Below are 16562 nucleotides of genomic sequence, written 5' to 3'. Positions count from 1 at the left end.
GTGGGAGCGAGCCTGCTCGCGAAGAAGCCCGAAAGAACACATCAATCTTTCGGGCTATCTACCAACCGCCGAGCCAACGCTTTAGCCTGCGCAGCGACGTCCGTCACCGCCGTACTTTCCCACCACATCCCGCGCAACGGCGGGCCCATGGCGAACAACCGAGCGCTCACCTGCCCCTCGGCATCCACCACTGCGCCGTCCTTTGCGGTGATCCCCAGCGCCAGCGGCCCCGGTTGCACCAGTCCCCGCGCCAGCAATTGCTGCGGCAACGGCCGAGCAACGCGCCGCCAGTCGTATTCAATACCGCTGGAATTGATCAGCGCCGCACCGCTGACGACGCCTGTTTCAGTCTCACCCCGCGGACGGATGCGAATGGTCAGAGCATCGCCCGCGCCGGGCTCAATGCCCTTGAACGACGCTGCATGAATGCGCAAGCGCCCTTCATTGTGCAGCCGTTTGATCAATTCGGCACTCAGTGGCGGCGAACGATGGTGATGACTCTCCCACCATGGCCGTACATGCCGTACGAATTGTCGACGCTGCACGTCAGTCGCCTGACTCCACAACCGCGCGATGTGCGCGCGAACCGTATCCAGCGGCGCCTGCCAGTCGATGCCTTGGGCGACTGCGTCGCGACAATGTCGACGCAACTCGCGCAGCAACTGGCGGGGCGTACGAATGTTGTGATCTGCTGCCAGAAAATCCACCCACGCCGGCGGTTGACGGCGCACGTGCGGCAGCAGGCCATGCCGGGAGAACACCTCAATCGGCCCGCGATGCCCGGCCTGCTCCAGCGATACCACGGCATCAACCATGGTCAGACCGGAGCCGATGATCAGCACGGTGGACTGCGGGTCGAGTTCGCGCATGGCCGCCGCATCCCAGGGATCGAGCGCTGCGGCGTTAAGGCCACTGGACTGCGTCTGCGGCGTGCGAGCGGCGGGAAACATGCCGGTGGCCAGCACCGCCTGCGATCCACGCAGAGTCTGGCCATCGCTCAAGGTGAGCTGCACTGAACCAGCATCAACTTGCAGGTCGACGACCTCAGCACAGAAATGTTCAACGGTCGAACCTTGCAGCGTACCCACTGCCCTGGCCTCAGCCAGACGCTGTTGCACATAGACCCCGAACAGGCCACGCGGCGGAAACAGCTCACTGACCGGCACGTCCTGCTCAGCCGATTCCGGCCAGCCGCCGCCGGCAATATGCGCGGTCAGCCACTGCGTCAGATCATCAGGATTATCCGGGTCGACGCTCATCCGCGCCGCGTTGCCGTTCAGCGTATGTCCCAACTCAACTGCGCTGTAAGCCTCACCACGTCCCAGTTCAGCACGCGGCTCGATAATCGCAATTCTTCGTTGCCCAGGCAGGCGTAACAATTGCACCGCCAGCATGGTGCCACTGAGGCCGCCGCCGATGATCAGGATGTCCGCAGGCTGCTCCATTCAGATCACCACATTACGCACGAACCGCGCAGCCACATCGCCATCGTTGCGGTAGGCATGCGGTTGATTGCTGGCGAACATGAAAAACTCTCCTTTATTGATGTGCTGCGCCTGATCGCCGAGCATCAGTGTCAGGCATCCTTCAAATACGTAAATCTGCTCGCTCCAGCCATCGGCGTCCGGTTGCGACGGGTAGACCTCGCCCGGTTGCAGACACCATTCCCATTGTTCGACTTCGCGGCTCGCGGTGGCTTTGGACAGTAGCACGGCTCTGCTGCCGGGAATCGTGCCCGCCCAGGCAACCTCATTGATCCGGCTCGGGTCGCGCGCATCGTGCGCTTGGATCAGATCACTGAAGGCAACGTCGAGCGCTTCGGCAACGCGATCAAGCGTGGTCAGGCTGACATTCTTTTCGCCTGCCTCGATTGCTACCAGCATCCGTCGGCTCACCCCGGATTTTTCCGCCAGTGCGGTCTGGCTCATATCCGCAGCATGGCGCAAGCGTCGAACGTTCTGGCTGACGTGTTGCAGAACGGAGGCTCGCTGAGTCAAATCTTTGTGCACTATATTGCTCACTCAGTGGGGTTGGGCAGTATACTGCGCAACATTGGCGGCATTGTGCGGCCTCCCTTTTAATGTGCGCAAGGTCATGATGTCGCCAAACAATTCTGCGTCCCGAATCCGCTTCTCCCGCTTCAGCAAAGCCGAGTGCGTGCTGGTGCTGATCACCATGATCTGGGGCGGCACATTTCTGATTGTGCAACATGCCATGACGGTCAGCGGCCCGATGTTTTTCGTCGGCCTGCGCTTCGCCGCAGCGGCGGCGATCGTGGCGATGTTTTCCTGGCGGCACTTGCGCGAGTTGACCTTGTTCGAAGTCAAGGCAGGGTCGTTCATCGGTGTAGCGATCATGCTTGGTTATGGCTTGCAGACGGTCGGGCTGCAAAGCATTCCGAGCAGTCAGTCGGCGTTCATTACCGCGCTGTACGTGCCGTTTGTGCCGCTGCTGCAATGGCTGGTGCTGGGACGGCGTCCGGGGTTGATGCCAAGTATCGGGATCATGCTGGCGTTTACCGGTTTGATGTTGTTGTCGGGTCCTTCAGGGGCGGCGCTGAATTTCAGTCCCGGAGAAATTGCGACATTGATCAGCGCCGTTGCGATTGCTGCTGAAATCATTTTGATCAGCACTTTCGCCGGGCAGGTGGATGTGCGGCGAGTGACGGTGGTGCAACTGGCGGTGACGGCGGTGTTGTCGTTCTTGCTGGTAGTCCCGACCGGTGAAGTGATTCCGGATTTTTCCTGGTTGTTGCTGGCGACGGCTTTGGGCCTGGGCGCAGCGAGTGCGGCGATTCAGGTAGCGATGAACTGGGCACAGAAGAGTGTTTCGCCGACTCGGGCGACGTTGATCTATGCCGGTGAACCGGTGTGGGCCGGGATTGTCGGACGGATTGCCGGGGAGCGCTTGCCGGCAATTGCGCTGGTGGGCGCAGGATTGATTGTTGCGGCGGTGATTATCAGTGAGCTGAAGACCAAGGGAAGGTCCACCGAGGCAGAAGCTGAGCTGGAGCGGGAAACGCAGGGGTGACCCGCAATCTCTTCTGGCTGCTCGCGAAAGCGCCGCACCATCGTTGCCCCTGAAACAGCGCCAAACACACAATTCCAGACTACTTTGTAGGATTCTGAGACATCCTCGCGTTTGGTGATCAGGGAGCTGGCACGTATGATGCTTCACAAACTTCCGCAGATTAGAAGCCTATGTCCCTGATAGTTCTACTGCTTCTGCCGTTCATTGGCAGCTGTCTGGCAGCGGTGCTGCCGCACAATGCGCGTAATGCCGAATCCCTGCTGGCGGGCCTGGTCGCTCTGATCGGCACCGTTCAGGTCGCGATGCTGTACCCGCAAATCGCCCACGGTGGCGTGATCCGCGAAGAATTCATGTGGTTGCCGAGTCTGGGGCTGAACTTCGTTCTGCGCATGGACGGCTTCTCCTGGCTGTTCTCGATGCTGGTGCTCGGCATCGGTACACTTGTCTCTTTATATGCCCGTTATTACATGTCGCCGGACGACCCGGTGCCGCGCTTTTTCGCATTTTTCCTGGCGTTCATGGGCGCCATGCTCGGGCTGGTGATCTCCGGCAACCTGATTCAGATCGTGTTCTTCTGGGAATTGACCAGCCTCTTCTCGTTTCTGCTGATCGGCTACTGGCACCACCGCGCCGATGCGCGGCGCGGTGCTTATATGGCGCTGATGGTCACCGGTGCCGGCGGATTATGTCTGCTGGCGGGGGTCATGATTCTCGGCCATGTCGTCGGCAGCTATGACCTGGACAAGGTCCTGGCCGCCGGCGATCTGATTCGCGCACATGCCCTCTACCCCGTTCTTCTGCCACTCATCCTGATCGGCGCGCTGAGCAAAAGCGCGCAATTCCCGCTTCACTTCTGGCTGCCCCACGCCATGGCGGCACCGACGCCCGTGTCGGCCTATCTGCACTCGGCGACCATGGTCAAGGCCGGGGTTTTCCTTTTGGCACGTCTGTGGCCGTCGCTGTCCGGCAGTGAGGAATGGTTCTACATCGTCAGCGGAGCGGGCGCCTGTACGCTGTTGCTCGGCGCGTACTGCGCCATGTTCCAGAACGATCTCAAAGGTTTGCTGGCCTACTCGACCATCAGCCATCTCGGTCTGATCACTTTGCTCCTGGGCCTGAACAGTTCACTGGCCGCGGTGGCGGCGGTGTTTCACATTCTCAATCACGCGACGTTCAAAGCTTCGCTGTTCATGGCCGCCGGCATCATTGACCACGAAAGCGGTACCCGTGACATTCGCAAACTCAGCGGCCTGATCAAGCTGATTCCCTATACGGCAACGCTGGCCATGGTCGCCAGCGCCTCAATGGCCGGCGTACCGCTGCTCAACGGTTTCCTGTCGAAAGAAATGTTCTTCGCCGAAACCGTGTTCATCAACGCCACCGCGTGGGTCGAAACCAGTCTGCCGATCGTCGCGACCATCGCCGGCATGTTCAGCGTGGCCTACTCCCTGCGTTTCACCGTCGATGTGTTCTTCGGCCCCACCGCCACTGACCTGCCGCATACGCCGCACGAGCCGCCACGCTGGATGCGCGCACCCGTCGAGTTGCTGGTCTTCACTTGCCTGCTGGTGGGGATTTTTCCGGCGCAGATCGTCGGGCCACTGCTCGCCGCTGCAGCGCTGCCGGTAGTTGGCGGGGAGTTGCCGGAATACAGCCTGGCCATCTGGCACGGCTTGAACGCGCCGATGATCATGAGCCTGATCGCCATGTCCGGCGGCATCCTCCTCTATCTGCTGCTGCGCAAGCAGTTCAAGCTGGGCCGTTTCAAGTACCCGCCGCTGGTGGGCCGCTTCAACGGCAAGCGTTTGTTCGAGCGCAGTCTGGTCGTAATGATGCGCATCGCCCGGCGCGTCGAGCGGCGCCTGGGCACCAAGCGTTTGCAGATGCAGTTGTTCCTGATGGTTTCGGCCGCCGTGCTCGCCGGTCTGATCCCGATGCTGCACAGCACGCTGACCTGGGGCGACCGGCCGAAAATCCCAGGATCCATTGTCTTCGTGACCCTGTGGCTGCTGGCGATAGCCTGTGCGCTTGGCGCCGCTTGGCAGGCGAAATATCACCGTCTCGCCGCCCTGACGATGGTCAGCGTCTGTGGCTTGATGACCTGCGTGACCTTCGTCTGGTTCTCCGCGCCGGATCTGGCGCTGACGCAACTGGCAGTCGAAGTGGTGACCACGGTGTTGATCCTGCTTGGCCTGCGCTGGTTGCCGCGACGTATCGAAGAAGTCTCACCATTGCCGAGCAGCCTGCGCAAGGCGCGTATTCGTCGTCTGCGCGACTTGCTGCTGTCGATTGCCGTCGGCGCCGGCATGGCCCTGCTGTCCTACGCCATGCTCACCCGGCAGACGCCGAACCACATTTCCTCTTTCTACCTCAGCCGCGCCCTGCCCGAGGGCGGCGGCAGCAACGTGGTCAACGTGATGCTGGTGGACTTCCGTGGTTTCGATACCCTCGGCGAAATCACCGTGCTGGCCGCCGTGGCGCTCACCGTATTCGCCCTGCTGCGGCGCTTCCGTCCGCCGAAGGAAAGCCTGCAATTGCCGGCCCAGCAACGCCTGCTCGCGCCCGACGTGGTCACCGATCTGGTCAACCCGCGATCGGCCAGCGACACCGCGCTCGGCTTCATGATGGTGCCGGCGGTACTGGTTCGCCTGCTGCTGCCTGTCGCTCTGGTGGTGTCGTTTTATCTGTTCATGCGCGGGCACAATCAGCCGGGCGGCGGATTTGTCGCCGGGCTGGTGATGTCGGTGGCCTTTATCCTGCAATACATGGTTGCCGGCACGCAGTGGGTCGAAGCACAAATGAGCCTGCGGCCATTGCGCTGGATGGGCACCGGGCTGCTGTTCGCCATTGCCACCGGTCTCGGTGCGCTAGTCGCCGGTTATCCGTTCCTGACCACTCATACCTGGCACATCAGCGTGCCGTTGCTCGGTGATATCCATATTGCCAGTGCGCTGTTCTTCGACGTCGGCGTGTACGCCGTGGTGGTCGGATCGACGTTGTTGATCCTCACCGCCCTCGCCCACCAATCGGTGCGCGGCCACAAGACGGCCTCGCTGCCCAAGTCCGTCGCCAGCAAAGGAGCCGTCTGATGGAAGAAGTCATCGCAATCGCCATCGGCATCCTTGCCGCGTCCGGGGTCTGGCTGATCCTGCGCCCGCGAACCTTTCAGGTGGTCATGGGCCTGTGCCTGCTGTCATATGCAGTCAACCTGTTCATTTTCAGCATGGGAAGCCTGTTCATCGGCAAGGAACCGGTGATCAAGGACGGCGTGACCCAGGACTTGCTGCATTACACCGACCCGCTGCCCCAGGCGCTGGTACTGACGGCGATCGTCATCAGCTTCGCCATGACCGCACTGTTCCTCGTCGTATTGCTCGCCTCGCGCGGCCTGACCGGCACCGACCACGTCGACGGCCGGGAGCCTAAAGAATGATGGCGATGACTCACCTGATCGCCGCACCGATCCTGCTGCCGCTGCTGACCGCCGCGATCATGCTGATGCTGGGCGAGAAGCACCGGCCGCTGAAGGCGAAAATCAACTTGTTCTCCAGCCTCCTCGGCCTGTTCATTTCAGTGATGCTGCTGCAATGGACGCAGACCACCGGCGTACCCGGCTCCATCGGCGTGTATCTGCCGGGCAACTGGCAGGCACCGTTTGGCATCGTCCTGGTGGTAGATCGCCTGTCGGCACTGATGCTGGTGCTGACCGGCATTATCGGCGTCAGCGCGTTGCTGTTTGCCATGGCCCGCTGGGACGGCGCCGGCTCAAGCTTTCACGCTCTGTTCCAGATCCAGCTGATGGGCCTGTATGGCGCGTTCCTGACCGCGGATCTGTTCAACCTGTTCGTGTTCTTCGAAGTGTTGCTCGCCGCGTCCTACGGTTTATTGCTGCACGGCTCAGGCCGGGCGCGGGTGTCGTCGGGGTTGCATTACATTTCGATCAACCTGCTGGCATCGTCACTGTTTTTGATCGGCGCTGCGTTGATCTACGGGGTGACCGGCACGCTGAACATGGCCGATCTGGCGATGAAGATCCCGCTGGTGCCGGAAGCCGACCGTGGCTTGCTGCACGCTGGGGCAGGGATTCTAGCGGTAGCGTTTCTGGCCAAGGCTGGCATGTGGCCGCTGAATTTCTGGCTGGTGCCGGCCTATTCCTCGGCCAGCGCGCCGGTGGCGGCGATGTTTGCCATCATGACCAAGGTCGGCATCTACACCCTGCTGCGCTTGTGGACCCTGTTGTTTTCCGGCCAGGCCGGCGCCTCGGCATTCTTCGGCGGCGACTGGCTGATTTACGGCGGCATGGCGACCATGGCTTGCGCAGGGCTGGCGATTATCGCCGCGCAACGCCTGGAGCGCATGGCCAGCCTGAGCATTCTGGTGTCGGCGGGGATCCTGCTCTCGGCGATCGGCTTCGCCCAGCCGAACCTGATCGGCGCTGCGCTGTTCTATCTGGTCAGCTCGACCCTGGCGCTGAGCGCATTGTTCATGCTCGCCGAACTGATCGAGCGCTCGCGCTCGGCCAACGAAATTCCGCTGGAAGACGAAAGCGAACTGCTGCCGCGTCCACAGGAATCGCTGCAACCGCCCAAGGGCATCAACCTCGACGACGAGCAGAAAGCCGTGGTCGGCCAAGTCATCCCCTGGACCATGGCCTTTCTCGGTTTGAGCTTCATTGCCTGCGCGCTGTTGATCATCGGCATGCCACCGCTGTCCGGGTTCATCGGCAAGCTCAGCCTGATCGGGGCATTGCTCAACCCGTTGGGACTTGGCACTGCGGCGCCGCTGTCTCCCGGCGCATGGGGATTGCTGGCCCTGTTGATCCTGACCGGTCTGGCCTCGCTGATGGCCTTCTCGCGCCTCGGCATTCAGCGCTTCTGGACGCCGGAAGAGCGCCCGTCACCATTGCTGCGCAAACTCGAATGCGCGCCGATTTTCCTGCTGCTCGGGCTGGGCATTGCCCTTACGTTCAAGGCTGAACCGCTGCTGCGCTACACCCAGGCCACGGCCGATGCGCTGAACAATCCGCAGCAATATGTGTTCGCAGTTCTAGGCACTCGGGCGGTGCCGAGCCCGCAAGCCAGAGCCGACATGCTCGAGGTGCAGCCATGAATCGACTGTTCCCGGCTCCGTGGTTATCGCTGGCCCTGTGGATTCTGTGGCTGACCCTGAACCTGTCCGTCAGCCCGGGCAATCTGCTGCTCGGTGCCGCGCTGGGTTTCGCTGCGCCGCTGATGATGCGCAAATTGCGGCCGAAACGTGCGCGCATCCGCAACCCCATCGCCATCCTGCGTCTGTTCTTCCTGGTCGGCCGCGACGTCATCATGTCAAACCTGATCGTCGCCTGGGGCGTAGTCAACGCCGGACGTCGTCCGCCCAACTCATGCTTTATCAAAGTGCCTCTGGATCTGCGCGATGCTCATGGTCTGGCGGCACTGGCAATGATCTGCACCGTGGTGCCCGGCACGGTATGGTCGGAGCTGGCGCTGGACCGCAGCGTTCTGTTGCTGCACGTCTGGGATCTGCACGACGAAGCGCAGTTCATCGAGCACTTCAAAAGCACTTACGAGCGACCGTTGATGGAGATTTTCGAATGAGCCCATTGCTGTCGAATGCGATTCTGCTGACGCTGTTTCTGTACTGCGTGGCGATGGCGCTGACCCTGGTGCGCCTGTTCAAAGGCCCGTCAGCTCAGGATCGGGTTCTGGCGCTGGATTACCTTTATATCGTCGCGATGCTGATGATGCTGACCCTGGGCATTCGTTACGCCAGCGATACCTACTTCGAAGCGGCGCTGCTGATCGCGCTGTTCGGCTTCGTCGGCTCCTTTGCCCTGGCGAAATTCCTGCTGCGTGGCGAGGTGATCGAATGAATGCCGAATTGTCTTTGTGGGTCGAGATTCCGGTGGCGGTGCTGCTGGTGCTCAGCGGCGTGTTTACCCTGCTGGGCGCAACCGGATTGCTGCGCATGAAGGATTACTTCCAGCGCATGCACCCGCCGGCGCTGGCCTCGACACTCGGTGCCTGGTGTGTGGCACTGGCGTCGATCATCTGCTTTTCGGCATTGAAATCCGCACCAGTGGTGCATGCCTGGTTGATTCCGGTCCTGTTGGCTATCACCGTGCCGGTGACCACCCTGCTGCTGGCGCGGGCGGCGTTGTTCCGCAAGCGGATGGCCGGGGATGATGTGCCGGCCGAGGTGAGCAGTCGTCAGACTGAAAGTGGTAACTGATGATCATGTGGCGCCCGTGATGGCGCCATCGCTACAGTAGGAATGCGCTCTCCCATGTGGGGAGCGAGCCTGCTCGCGAAGAGGCCTCTCGGGGCGTCGCAAACTCCGGATCAGCTCAAACCCAAGCCACCGCCAACAGCCCCGCGCCCAGCAGCGCACACAACGGCGAATACACCCAGGTATCCAGCCGCGCAAATCGCGAATCCTTCACTTCCTTGAAGAACCCGACCAGATTCGAATCACCGATCGCCCGAGCGAACATCAGCAACGCGATCGCGCTGATCACCCATTGCAGTGCCTTGTGCTGCACCGCCGGCACGCCCCAACCGACCCGCATACAAACCAGCGCCGCAATTATCAGCAGCACAGCCGCCACTGCCAGCGTCAGCCAGCCTGAGGGCTTGAAGGCCGGGCGTACCGTGGCGACGAAGCCTGACACCGGCACCTGCGGCACCACCACCGCCGCCGCCCATTGCCCACCCAACGCCCAATACACATGCATCAGGCCGATTGCCGCGAACACAGTCACCAGCCATTGAGCCAACACAAAGGTCATGGTTGAAATCCTTCAAAGGGATTTGAACAAACCATCGTAGTCGGATTTTTTGGCCGTGCACGACCGGTCGGCGGTGCACGGCATTGACCGCGTTATTTCAGATCAGCCGTCACCTTGTCGGCCACATCCTTGGGCAGCCACGCCTGCCACACATCCGGATGCGTCTTCATGAACGCGACCGCCGCCTCACGAGGCGCGGTGTGCTTGTCACTCATATCCGCCAGTGCCTTGTTCAGCGGCTCGATGGGAAAATCGACCTTGCTGAAGAACTCGGCAATTTGCGGGTTCTGCTTTTGAAACGGCGTAGACACGCCAATCGACAGTTTCGATGCCAGCGAGCGGGTTGGTTTCGGATTGGGATTATCGGCGTCTGTCAGCGTCTTCCACGCCTCGGCATCGAACGGCGGCTCTTCCAGTTGCACCAGTTTGAATTTGCCAAGCAGTGGCGTCGGCGACCAGTAATAGAACAGCACTGGTTTGCCGCGACGAATCGAAGAGCTGATCTCGGCATCCAGCGCAGCGCCGGAACCGCTGCGGAAGTTGGTGTAGTCGTCCTGCAAGCCATACGCCGTGAGCTTCTGCTTGTTGACCACTTCCGACGTCCAGCCGATCGGGCTGTTGAGGAAACGCCCTTTGCCCGGGCTTTCCGGGTCCTTGAACACGTCCTTGTATTTCTTCAGATCAGTGACACTGCGCAGATCCGGCGCCAGTGGCTTGATGCCTTTGGCCGGATCGCCCTTGATCACGTATTCCGGCACCCACCAGCCTTCAGTGGCACCCTTTACCGTATCGCCCAGACCGACGACCTTGCCCTCGGCTTCGGCCTTGACCCAGACCGGACTGCGCCCGGCCCACTCCTCGCCAATCACCTGGATGTCATTGTTGGCCAGCGCGGTCTCAAGGGTGATAGTGGTACCCGGCAAGGTATCGGTCGGCAAGCCGTAGCCTTTCTCGACGATCACCCGCAGCACCTCGGTGATCAGGCTGCCGCTTTCCCAGTTCAGGTCGGCAAAGTGGATCGGCGCCTGTGCCGCCTGCAGCGATTGCGCTGACGTCAGCAAACCAAAGGTGGCCACGCTGGCGGCCAGTAACCGTCGAAATCCGTTCATGCATCACACCTCGTGCTGTTCACAGCAATGGCAGTTGGCCTGACAGAAACGCAAGCCTCTGAATGACTCAGTCAACTGACTTTAGCCGAGGTTCCTGCTTTTTCCGGGGTCTACCGTGCGCGAGGTTACGTTTCAGACTTTTCCTGCAGGCTTTGCAGCTCACGTCTGACCATGCTGGCGTATGCCGCCGGTTGCAATGCGTAGAGCTGCGACGCCACCCAACTCAGCCAGGCACCTTGCAGTTCGGCCTTGCGGGCGAACAGGCGCTGAGCGTCTTCGCGTGCGCTGTCGAGATTTTGCGAATGGAAGTGCGCGCGGCTCACTCGCTGGCCTTGAAGGAAATCAGTTCACCTTTGCGCCATTTGGCAGCCTTGGCGGTGACGGCTTTCAAGGTTTTGGTCAGGCCTTCCTGCAATTGTTCACTGGCGGCGAACACCGTGACGACGCTATGACCTTCCTTGAACAGAATCGCGTGACCGTCGGCCGTACTGACAAATGCGTAGTCGCCCAAGCCGTAAACCGTGAGTTTGATGTCGCGAAAACGAATGTCCATCTTGCCGCCTTCACGGCTGGGCAACACTGACGCGATGAAATGGTCGCCGACCTTGAGCTTGAGCCCCGGTTTGTCATCGACCACCAATGCACTTTCGGTGTCGATTTCGGCAATGTAAATGCCTTCGGCGTTTTGCTCGGTGATGTAAACAAAACGTGATTGGAATTGCTTGACCAGCTTTGCACGCAAATCACCCAGCACGAACAAAGCATGCATATCGAGGTTACTGACTGCCAAAGAAACATCCCCACATTTGAAAAACCGTGCAGCGGAAAACACGCACGGCAAAAAACGGCAATGCCGATGAAAACTGCAAAATCACTCAAAAACCCGGAGCGAGCGAAGCGCTCTTGATCGCAAGGTTCGTAGACTACTGGATTGTCATTAGTGAAACCCGCTCCGAAATCGGCAAACCTTGAAGGAAAAAGCCTCAAGTGCGACTGGAGCAAATCTGACTACGAACTTCAGGGAAATTTCTCACGAAAAAAAGCACTTTTCCGACATATCGCTGGCGAAAAATTGCTTTAGATAAGCCCGGTCGTCAACAGGTACTGGCGATTCTAGAGCAGCGATGCTCATTACGACTACCCGCAACGGCCGTTAAATCCCGGCCGACTGATGAAAAGGACTTCATATGTGCACTTTGACTCATTTTGCCACGTCGGCCGACGCGCGAATCAACACACCTCTGACGATGAAGGTTGCCGACCTCGACAACCTTCCGACATCTTCTAACAATCATCGAACCACACACTTTCAAGTGGTGCCAGCGGGTATTGCGTTCTTTCACATCAAGGAGATATCCACGGGACGTGTCAGAGGTTTCCGCGGCAATCACAACGAAGCCTGCGCCCTTGCCCGCTCGCTTGAATCAAAAATCGAACTCCGCGCCAGCGCCTGCCTCTGATAAGGGGAGTGAACGAACAAGCCGCACCGGCACCGACCCAGGAGTAGATGATGGAACTGCCAACCGAGCTTAACCTGACCACCCTTTTCGAACAGCTGGGCCTGCCCTCGGATGAGGCGTCGATCAATGACTTTGTCGAAGCACATCCGCTGGATCCGGACACTAAACTCATCGATGCCGACTTCTGGTCACCCCAGCAGGCGCAATTACTCAAGGAATGGCTGCGGGCCGATGGCGAAGAAGCGCCGATCGTCGATGAGCTGAACGTACGTTTGCATCGCGGCAAGTAAGTACGATCAGTGCAGGCTGTCGCCGGGCTCGATGTTCAATTGTTCGAGCCAGGCAGCCTTGCACTCCTCCGCTTCATCGCGACTGGCGAAGGCTGTGCCGCGTCGCTCACCGTTGAGCAAAACTACCCAGCAAACACTGCGCCCCATCGCGCGTAAGCCGGCCGGAACACCGCTGCCGATCATCACTGCCACGTCTACCCTGCACTGCATGTGCCCTCCGAAATAATTAGCTACCTAACTAAGTCGTCAGATTAATGCTTTCCGTCGAGAGTAAACAGCAACCGCCGTGCACAGATTCATTGCGTCACCGGTAATAATTTCAGCGCGGATTCTCAGGTTTATAGCCCAGACGCAACCCGCCCCAGTGTCGGCCATTGATCATGATCGGCACCGATAAATCATGCATCAGCTCACCCGTATCGCGCATGTAAGTCTGCAACAGCACCGGTTGCTGATGGCTGCCGCAGCGGATACCGGTGCGGTCAGCGAATTTGCGTTTGGTGCGGTTATTTACCGTGTCGACCTGCACATCGCCGGTCAATGGCTGGCTGAATGCCTGGTTGTGCGTCGGTACATAACCCTGCTGCGTGCAGGCAATCGCAAAAACCAGCCCTTCATGACGCGCCAATAAAGGTTCTTGAATCGCCGGCAAGACCTGATCGGTGTATCGATCAAAGCGGGTTTGAAATTTGGCTGGTTCGGTGCCCGAAATCAGCTGGTAGCTGCGATCGAACAGGTCATCCAGGCTGATCCGCCCCTGCTCGACATCCGCCTCGAAGCGCGCCGCGATCTGGCTCGCACCTTCGCGCGCCAAGTCATAAATGCGCTGGTGATAGTCATCCAGGCCGACCTCGGCCAGGCGTTCGCTGATGGTTTCCGCCTGTCCTTCCATCTGCACAGCGGCCTCGGCGAGGCGGCGGGTCTGCTGATCGCTGATTGCCAGATCGCTGCGCATTTGCTCGATAGCGATAAACAGCGCGTCAAGCTGCTCGCGATTGGTTTGCGCGCCACGGGCGATTTCGCTGACCTGGGTTTCCACTCCAGCGGCAAGTCGCGCGATGTTTTCCAGATGCTGACCGGTATGCTCGACCTGTTCGACGCCGGTGTGCAGATCGCTCGACAACTCGCGAATCTGCGCCACCACTTGCGCGGTGCGTTGCTGAATGTCTGCAACCATCTCACCGACTTCGCCCGTGGCCGCCGCCGTCCGCGCCGCCAATCCGCGCACCTCGTCGGCGACCACAGCGAAACCGCGACCATGCTCACCGGCCCGGGCTGCTTCAATCGCAGCATTCAAGGCCAACAGATTGGTCTGGCTGGCAATCGACTGGATCACCAGCGTCACCCGTTGAATGTCGTCGCTGCGCACACTCAGGGCCTCGATCAATTCGCGGCTGGCGTTGGCGCGCTGACTGAGTTGCTGCATGCGCGAAATCGAGTCGAGCAGTTCGCTGCGCCCCGCCGCGCTGCTGTGATGCGCTTGGCTGGCGGCGTCCAGCGCGTCGCGACTGAGCTGTGAAGTCGCCTGTTCGGTGGCGATCATCACTTCGGCATTGCTGACGATCTGCGCTGCCGCGTCGAGTTGCGATTCAAGTTTGCTGGCGAGCGCTTTGACCGAAAACGCCACGCCGGCGGCAGACAGTGCGTTGTGACTGGTGGTGTAGGAGAGATCGCGAGTCAGTGCGGACAATGCGCTCGCACTATCGACCGGGACAGCAACAGGAACGTTGCGCGAACGCAGGCGCGGCAGCCAGACAATCAGCACCGCCAGCGGCATGCCGAGGTAGAGCGACCACTCGGCCATAGCCATGCCGGCCAGCAACAGCATCAGGGCGATGCTTTGCAGGGTCGGCGCGATCCAGCGGTTTTTCGGCAAAAGCACTGGTGCGGGCAGCGCCGCAACCAGAGATCCATCTCTCGTCATCTTGATCACCCCACGTTTGTTCTCATTGTTGTGACTGCATTAAACGCCACTACAACGCCATTATCCATGGTCCGTTAGTCGTGGGGTCTGTGGCAGGTCAATGGAACAACGGGGGAAATAGCGCAGACGAGCAAAAACAAAGATCGCAGCCTCCCGCAACTCCATGTAGAAGCTGCCGAAGGCTGCGATCTCTTGCAGGCGCCCCCTATTCAAGGGGCCGCCATGGAATCAGGCCTGACGCTGGTGCTTGTCGATCTGCTCGTGACGCTCTTGAGCTTCGATGCAGTACTTGGTGGTGGGGCTGATCAGCAGGCGCTTCAGGCCGATGGCCTCGCCGCTGTCGTCGCACCAGCCAAAGCTGTCGTCCTTGATGCGCTCAAGGGCTTGTTCCAGTTGCGGCAGCATGCGCTGGTCGCGATCGATCGCGTTGACCAGCCAAGTGCGCTCTTCTTCAACCGAAGCCGCGTCCGCCGGGTCAGCCGGGGTATCCAGGCTTTCGATGGCGATACGATTTTGCTCAATGCGCTCGTGGGTTTCGACTTTCATGTTCTGCAACAGCTCAGTGAAGAAAGCGTGTTGCTCTGCATTCATGTAGTCATCTGCCGGCATAGCCAGCAACTTGTCCTTTGTCATTGATATCTCTATAAAAAAACGTGCATTAAGGCGAATAAGGGAGCGTTTCGGCGAACCGTGTCGGCCGTCGAAAAGGCATCGTTTTATTGCAAACGCCACCCGGCACTCAATTTACGAGGGGCGGCAGTCTAAGGCCCGATCAAGACCTCAGCAACTGTAAATACAGGGAATTTGTCCGACAGGACCTGGAAACTGCTCTGACACAGGCTTCACACGGCCATCGGAGTGCGTTTATAGCAAGAAATTCAGTCCAGCGGCTGTATATAGAAGACAAACGGCTAACCATCCCGCCAGCGACAGCCGGGATTATTCTCGCAAGGTGCATCGTTTCAGCCCGGCAGAGCTTACGCAGCCCTTCTATTATCAGGCCCACCGCGTGCTCAACTCGCCTGAAGGATGCTGCCCATGCCCCGCCCCGCTCTGCCGGCCACAGACGAAATTTCCTTCGCCGGCCCGCCGGTCAACGCCGAGCGCCTGCTGCAAATGATCAGCGAAGAGTACGACGCGCTGCCGCGCCAGCTCAAACGCGTAGCCAGCTACATCAGCCAGCAGAGCGAGCGAATCATGGTCGAGCGCATCAGCGACATCGCCCGCGAGTGCGAAGTGCATCCGTCAGCCATTGTGCGTTTCTCGCAACGTTTCGGGTTCAGCGGCTTCAGCGAGATGCAGGCGCTGTTCCGCCAGGCCTGGACGCACAAAACCACGCCAGCGCAAAACTATCAGCAACGCATCCGTAGCCTGATCGCCAACAACTCGCAGACCGCCAACAGCGGCGACCTGGCCCGCGAATGCATCGACGCAACGCTCTCGGGCATCGAACGCTTGGGCCGCGAACTGGACGAGGTGGCGTTCGATACGGCCGTCGATCTCATCGTCAATGCCGACGACATCTATGTGGTCGGAGTCCGCCGCTCGTTCGCCGTCGCCGACTATCTGGTTTACAACCTGCAGCACACGCAGAAACGCATTCATCTGGTTTCCGGCATCGGCGGCGGCTATCGCGAACAAATGCGCAGCGTGCGCGCCAACGATCTGGTGATTGCCATCAGTTTCGTGCCCTACGCTAGGGAAACCCAGCACTGCCTGCGCTTCGCCCGGCAGCAGAACGCCAATGCCTTGATCATCACCGACAGCCCTCTTTCGCCACTGGCGAAACTTGCCAATAGCGTGTTGCTGGTCAATGAAGGCAGTGCGCTGGCCTTTCGTTCGCTGAGTGCGACGCTGTGTTTGTGCCAGGCGCTGTTTGTGGCGGTGGCCTATCGGCTGGAACTGAATGTCGATGAGATTCACGAACAACCCGGATTCGACGACTGACAATTGCCTCTCGCTCGG

Annotated in this window: 19 protein-coding genes; 10 read left to right on the top strand and 9 right to left on the bottom strand. The window is 60.0% G+C overall.

Translation table 11 applies throughout. The features are described 5' to 3' along the window. Positions 1-41 precede the first annotated feature (41 nt). Both ACYSTU_RS13935 and ACYSTU_RS13930 read right to left on the bottom strand, forming a co-directional pair. The gene (locus ACYSTU_RS13935; RefSeq protein ID WP_498999375.1) at positions 42-1445 is read right to left on the bottom strand and encodes an FAD/NAD(P)-binding protein; all 1404 of its coding nucleotides are present in this window, start codon (positions 1443-1445) and stop codon (positions 42-44) included. Next, the gene (locus tag ACYSTU_RS13930) at positions 1446-2009 is read right to left on the bottom strand and encodes a helix-turn-helix domain-containing protein (protein ID WP_024013243.1); all 564 of its coding nucleotides are present in this window, start codon (positions 2007-2009) and stop codon (positions 1446-1448) included. A gap of 85 nt (positions 2010-2094) precedes the next feature. Here ACYSTU_RS13930 and ACYSTU_RS13925 point away from each other — a divergent pair, with 85 nt between their 5' ends. From ACYSTU_RS13925 to ACYSTU_RS13895, 7 genes are all read left to right on the top strand, one after another. Further along, a complete protein-coding gene (locus tag ACYSTU_RS13925; protein ID WP_110601058.1) occupies positions 2095-3030 on the top strand; it encodes a DMT family transporter in 936 nt (311 codons plus the stop codon). 170 nt (positions 3031-3200) lie between these two features. Further along, complete coding sequence (locus tag ACYSTU_RS13920) at positions 3201-6119, top strand: monovalent cation/H+ antiporter subunit A (RefSeq protein ID WP_498999370.1); 2919 nt, start codon at positions 3201-3203, stop codon at positions 6117-6119. Next, the gene (locus ACYSTU_RS13915) at positions 6119-6463 is read left to right on the top strand and encodes a Na+/H+ antiporter subunit C (RefSeq protein WP_016775082.1); all 345 of its coding nucleotides are present in this window, start codon (positions 6119-6121) and stop codon (positions 6461-6463) included. Before ACYSTU_RS13920 ends, ACYSTU_RS13915 begins: the two co-directional genes overlap by 1 nt. Then, positions 6460-8139, top strand: a complete 1680-nt coding sequence (locus tag ACYSTU_RS13910; RefSeq protein WP_498999366.1) for a monovalent cation/H+ antiporter subunit D — start codon at positions 6460-6462, stop codon at positions 8137-8139. Before ACYSTU_RS13915 ends, ACYSTU_RS13910 begins: the two co-directional genes overlap by 4 nt. Beyond that, on the top strand, positions 8136-8624 hold the full coding sequence (locus ACYSTU_RS13905) for a Na+/H+ antiporter subunit E (protein WP_071172756.1): 489 nt from the start codon (positions 8136-8138) through the stop codon (positions 8622-8624). Before ACYSTU_RS13910 ends, ACYSTU_RS13905 begins: the two co-directional genes overlap by 4 nt. Next, on the top strand, positions 8621-8899 hold the full coding sequence (locus ACYSTU_RS13900) for a K+/H+ antiporter subunit F (RefSeq protein WP_016775085.1): 279 nt from the start codon (positions 8621-8623) through the stop codon (positions 8897-8899). Before ACYSTU_RS13905 ends, ACYSTU_RS13900 begins: the two co-directional genes overlap by 4 nt. Then, entirely contained in the window at positions 8896-9258 is a 363-nt protein-coding gene (locus tag ACYSTU_RS13895) for a Na+/H+ antiporter subunit G (protein WP_071172758.1), read from the top strand. Before ACYSTU_RS13900 ends, ACYSTU_RS13895 begins: the two co-directional genes overlap by 4 nt. 115 nt (positions 9259-9373) lie before the next feature. Here the strand turns inward: ACYSTU_RS13895 and ACYSTU_RS13890 are convergent, their stop codons facing one another. The 4 genes from ACYSTU_RS13890 to ACYSTU_RS13875 form a co-directional block, all read right to left on the bottom strand. Beyond that, positions 9374-9814: a DUF3995 domain-containing protein gene (locus tag ACYSTU_RS13890; protein ID WP_016775087.1), complete on the bottom strand. Its 441-nt coding sequence runs from the start codon at positions 9812-9814 to the stop codon at positions 9374-9376. 92 nt (positions 9815-9906) lie between these two features. Further along, positions 9907-10923: an ABC transporter substrate-binding protein gene (locus ACYSTU_RS13885; protein WP_024013250.1), complete on the bottom strand. Its 1017-nt coding sequence runs from the start codon at positions 10921-10923 to the stop codon at positions 9907-9909. A gap of 125 nt (positions 10924-11048) precedes the next feature. Then, positions 11049-11246, bottom strand: a complete 198-nt coding sequence (locus ACYSTU_RS13880) for a hypothetical protein (RefSeq protein WP_016775089.1) — start codon at positions 11244-11246, stop codon at positions 11049-11051. After that, positions 11243-11713, bottom strand: coding sequence for a hypothetical protein (locus tag ACYSTU_RS13875; protein WP_125926955.1), 471 nt, complete (start codon positions 11711-11713; stop codon positions 11243-11245). Before ACYSTU_RS13875 ends, ACYSTU_RS13880 begins: the two co-directional genes overlap by 4 nt. 457 nt (positions 11714-12170) lie before the next feature. On the opposite strand from ACYSTU_RS13875, the gene ACYSTU_RS13870 reads away from it, so the two are divergent. Both ACYSTU_RS13870 and ACYSTU_RS13865 read left to right on the top strand, forming a co-directional pair. Further along, positions 12171-12383, top strand: a complete 213-nt coding sequence (locus tag ACYSTU_RS13870) for a hypothetical protein (protein WP_498999770.1) — start codon at positions 12171-12173, stop codon at positions 12381-12383. A gap of 50 nt (positions 12384-12433) precedes the next feature. Then, entirely contained in the window at positions 12434-12673 is a 240-nt protein-coding gene (locus ACYSTU_RS13865) for a DUF2789 family protein (protein ID WP_016775092.1), read from the top strand. A gap of 6 nt (positions 12674-12679) precedes the next feature. Here ACYSTU_RS13865 and ACYSTU_RS13860 read toward each other — a convergent pair whose 3' ends face one another. From ACYSTU_RS13860 to ACYSTU_RS13850, 3 genes are all read right to left on the bottom strand, one after another. After that, positions 12680-12883: a hypothetical protein gene (locus ACYSTU_RS13860; protein WP_016775093.1), complete on the bottom strand. Its 204-nt coding sequence runs from the start codon at positions 12881-12883 to the stop codon at positions 12680-12682. A 109-nt stretch (positions 12884-12992) separates the two neighbouring features. Further along, positions 12993-14216: a methyl-accepting chemotaxis protein gene (locus ACYSTU_RS13855; RefSeq protein WP_498999767.1), complete on the bottom strand. Its 1224-nt coding sequence runs from the start codon at positions 14214-14216 to the stop codon at positions 12993-12995. 609 nt (positions 14217-14825) lie between these two features. Beyond that, positions 14826-15230, bottom strand: a complete 405-nt coding sequence (locus tag ACYSTU_RS13850; protein ID WP_016775095.1) for a TraR/DksA family transcriptional regulator — start codon at positions 15228-15230, stop codon at positions 14826-14828. Positions 15231-15635: 405 nt separating this feature from the next. On the opposite strand from ACYSTU_RS13850, the gene ACYSTU_RS13845 reads away from it, so the two are divergent. Next, positions 15636-16544 carry a MurR/RpiR family transcriptional regulator gene (locus ACYSTU_RS13845; protein WP_016775096.1) on the top strand — a complete coding sequence of 303 codons (909 nt, stop codon included), beginning with the start codon at positions 15636-15638 and terminating at the stop codon, positions 16542-16544. Positions 16545-16562: the final 18 nt, after the last annotated feature.

The sequence above is a fragment of the Pseudomonas glycinis genome (genome assembly GCF_054871425.1).
This window is presented reverse-complemented; position numbering and strand designations above follow the sequence as displayed.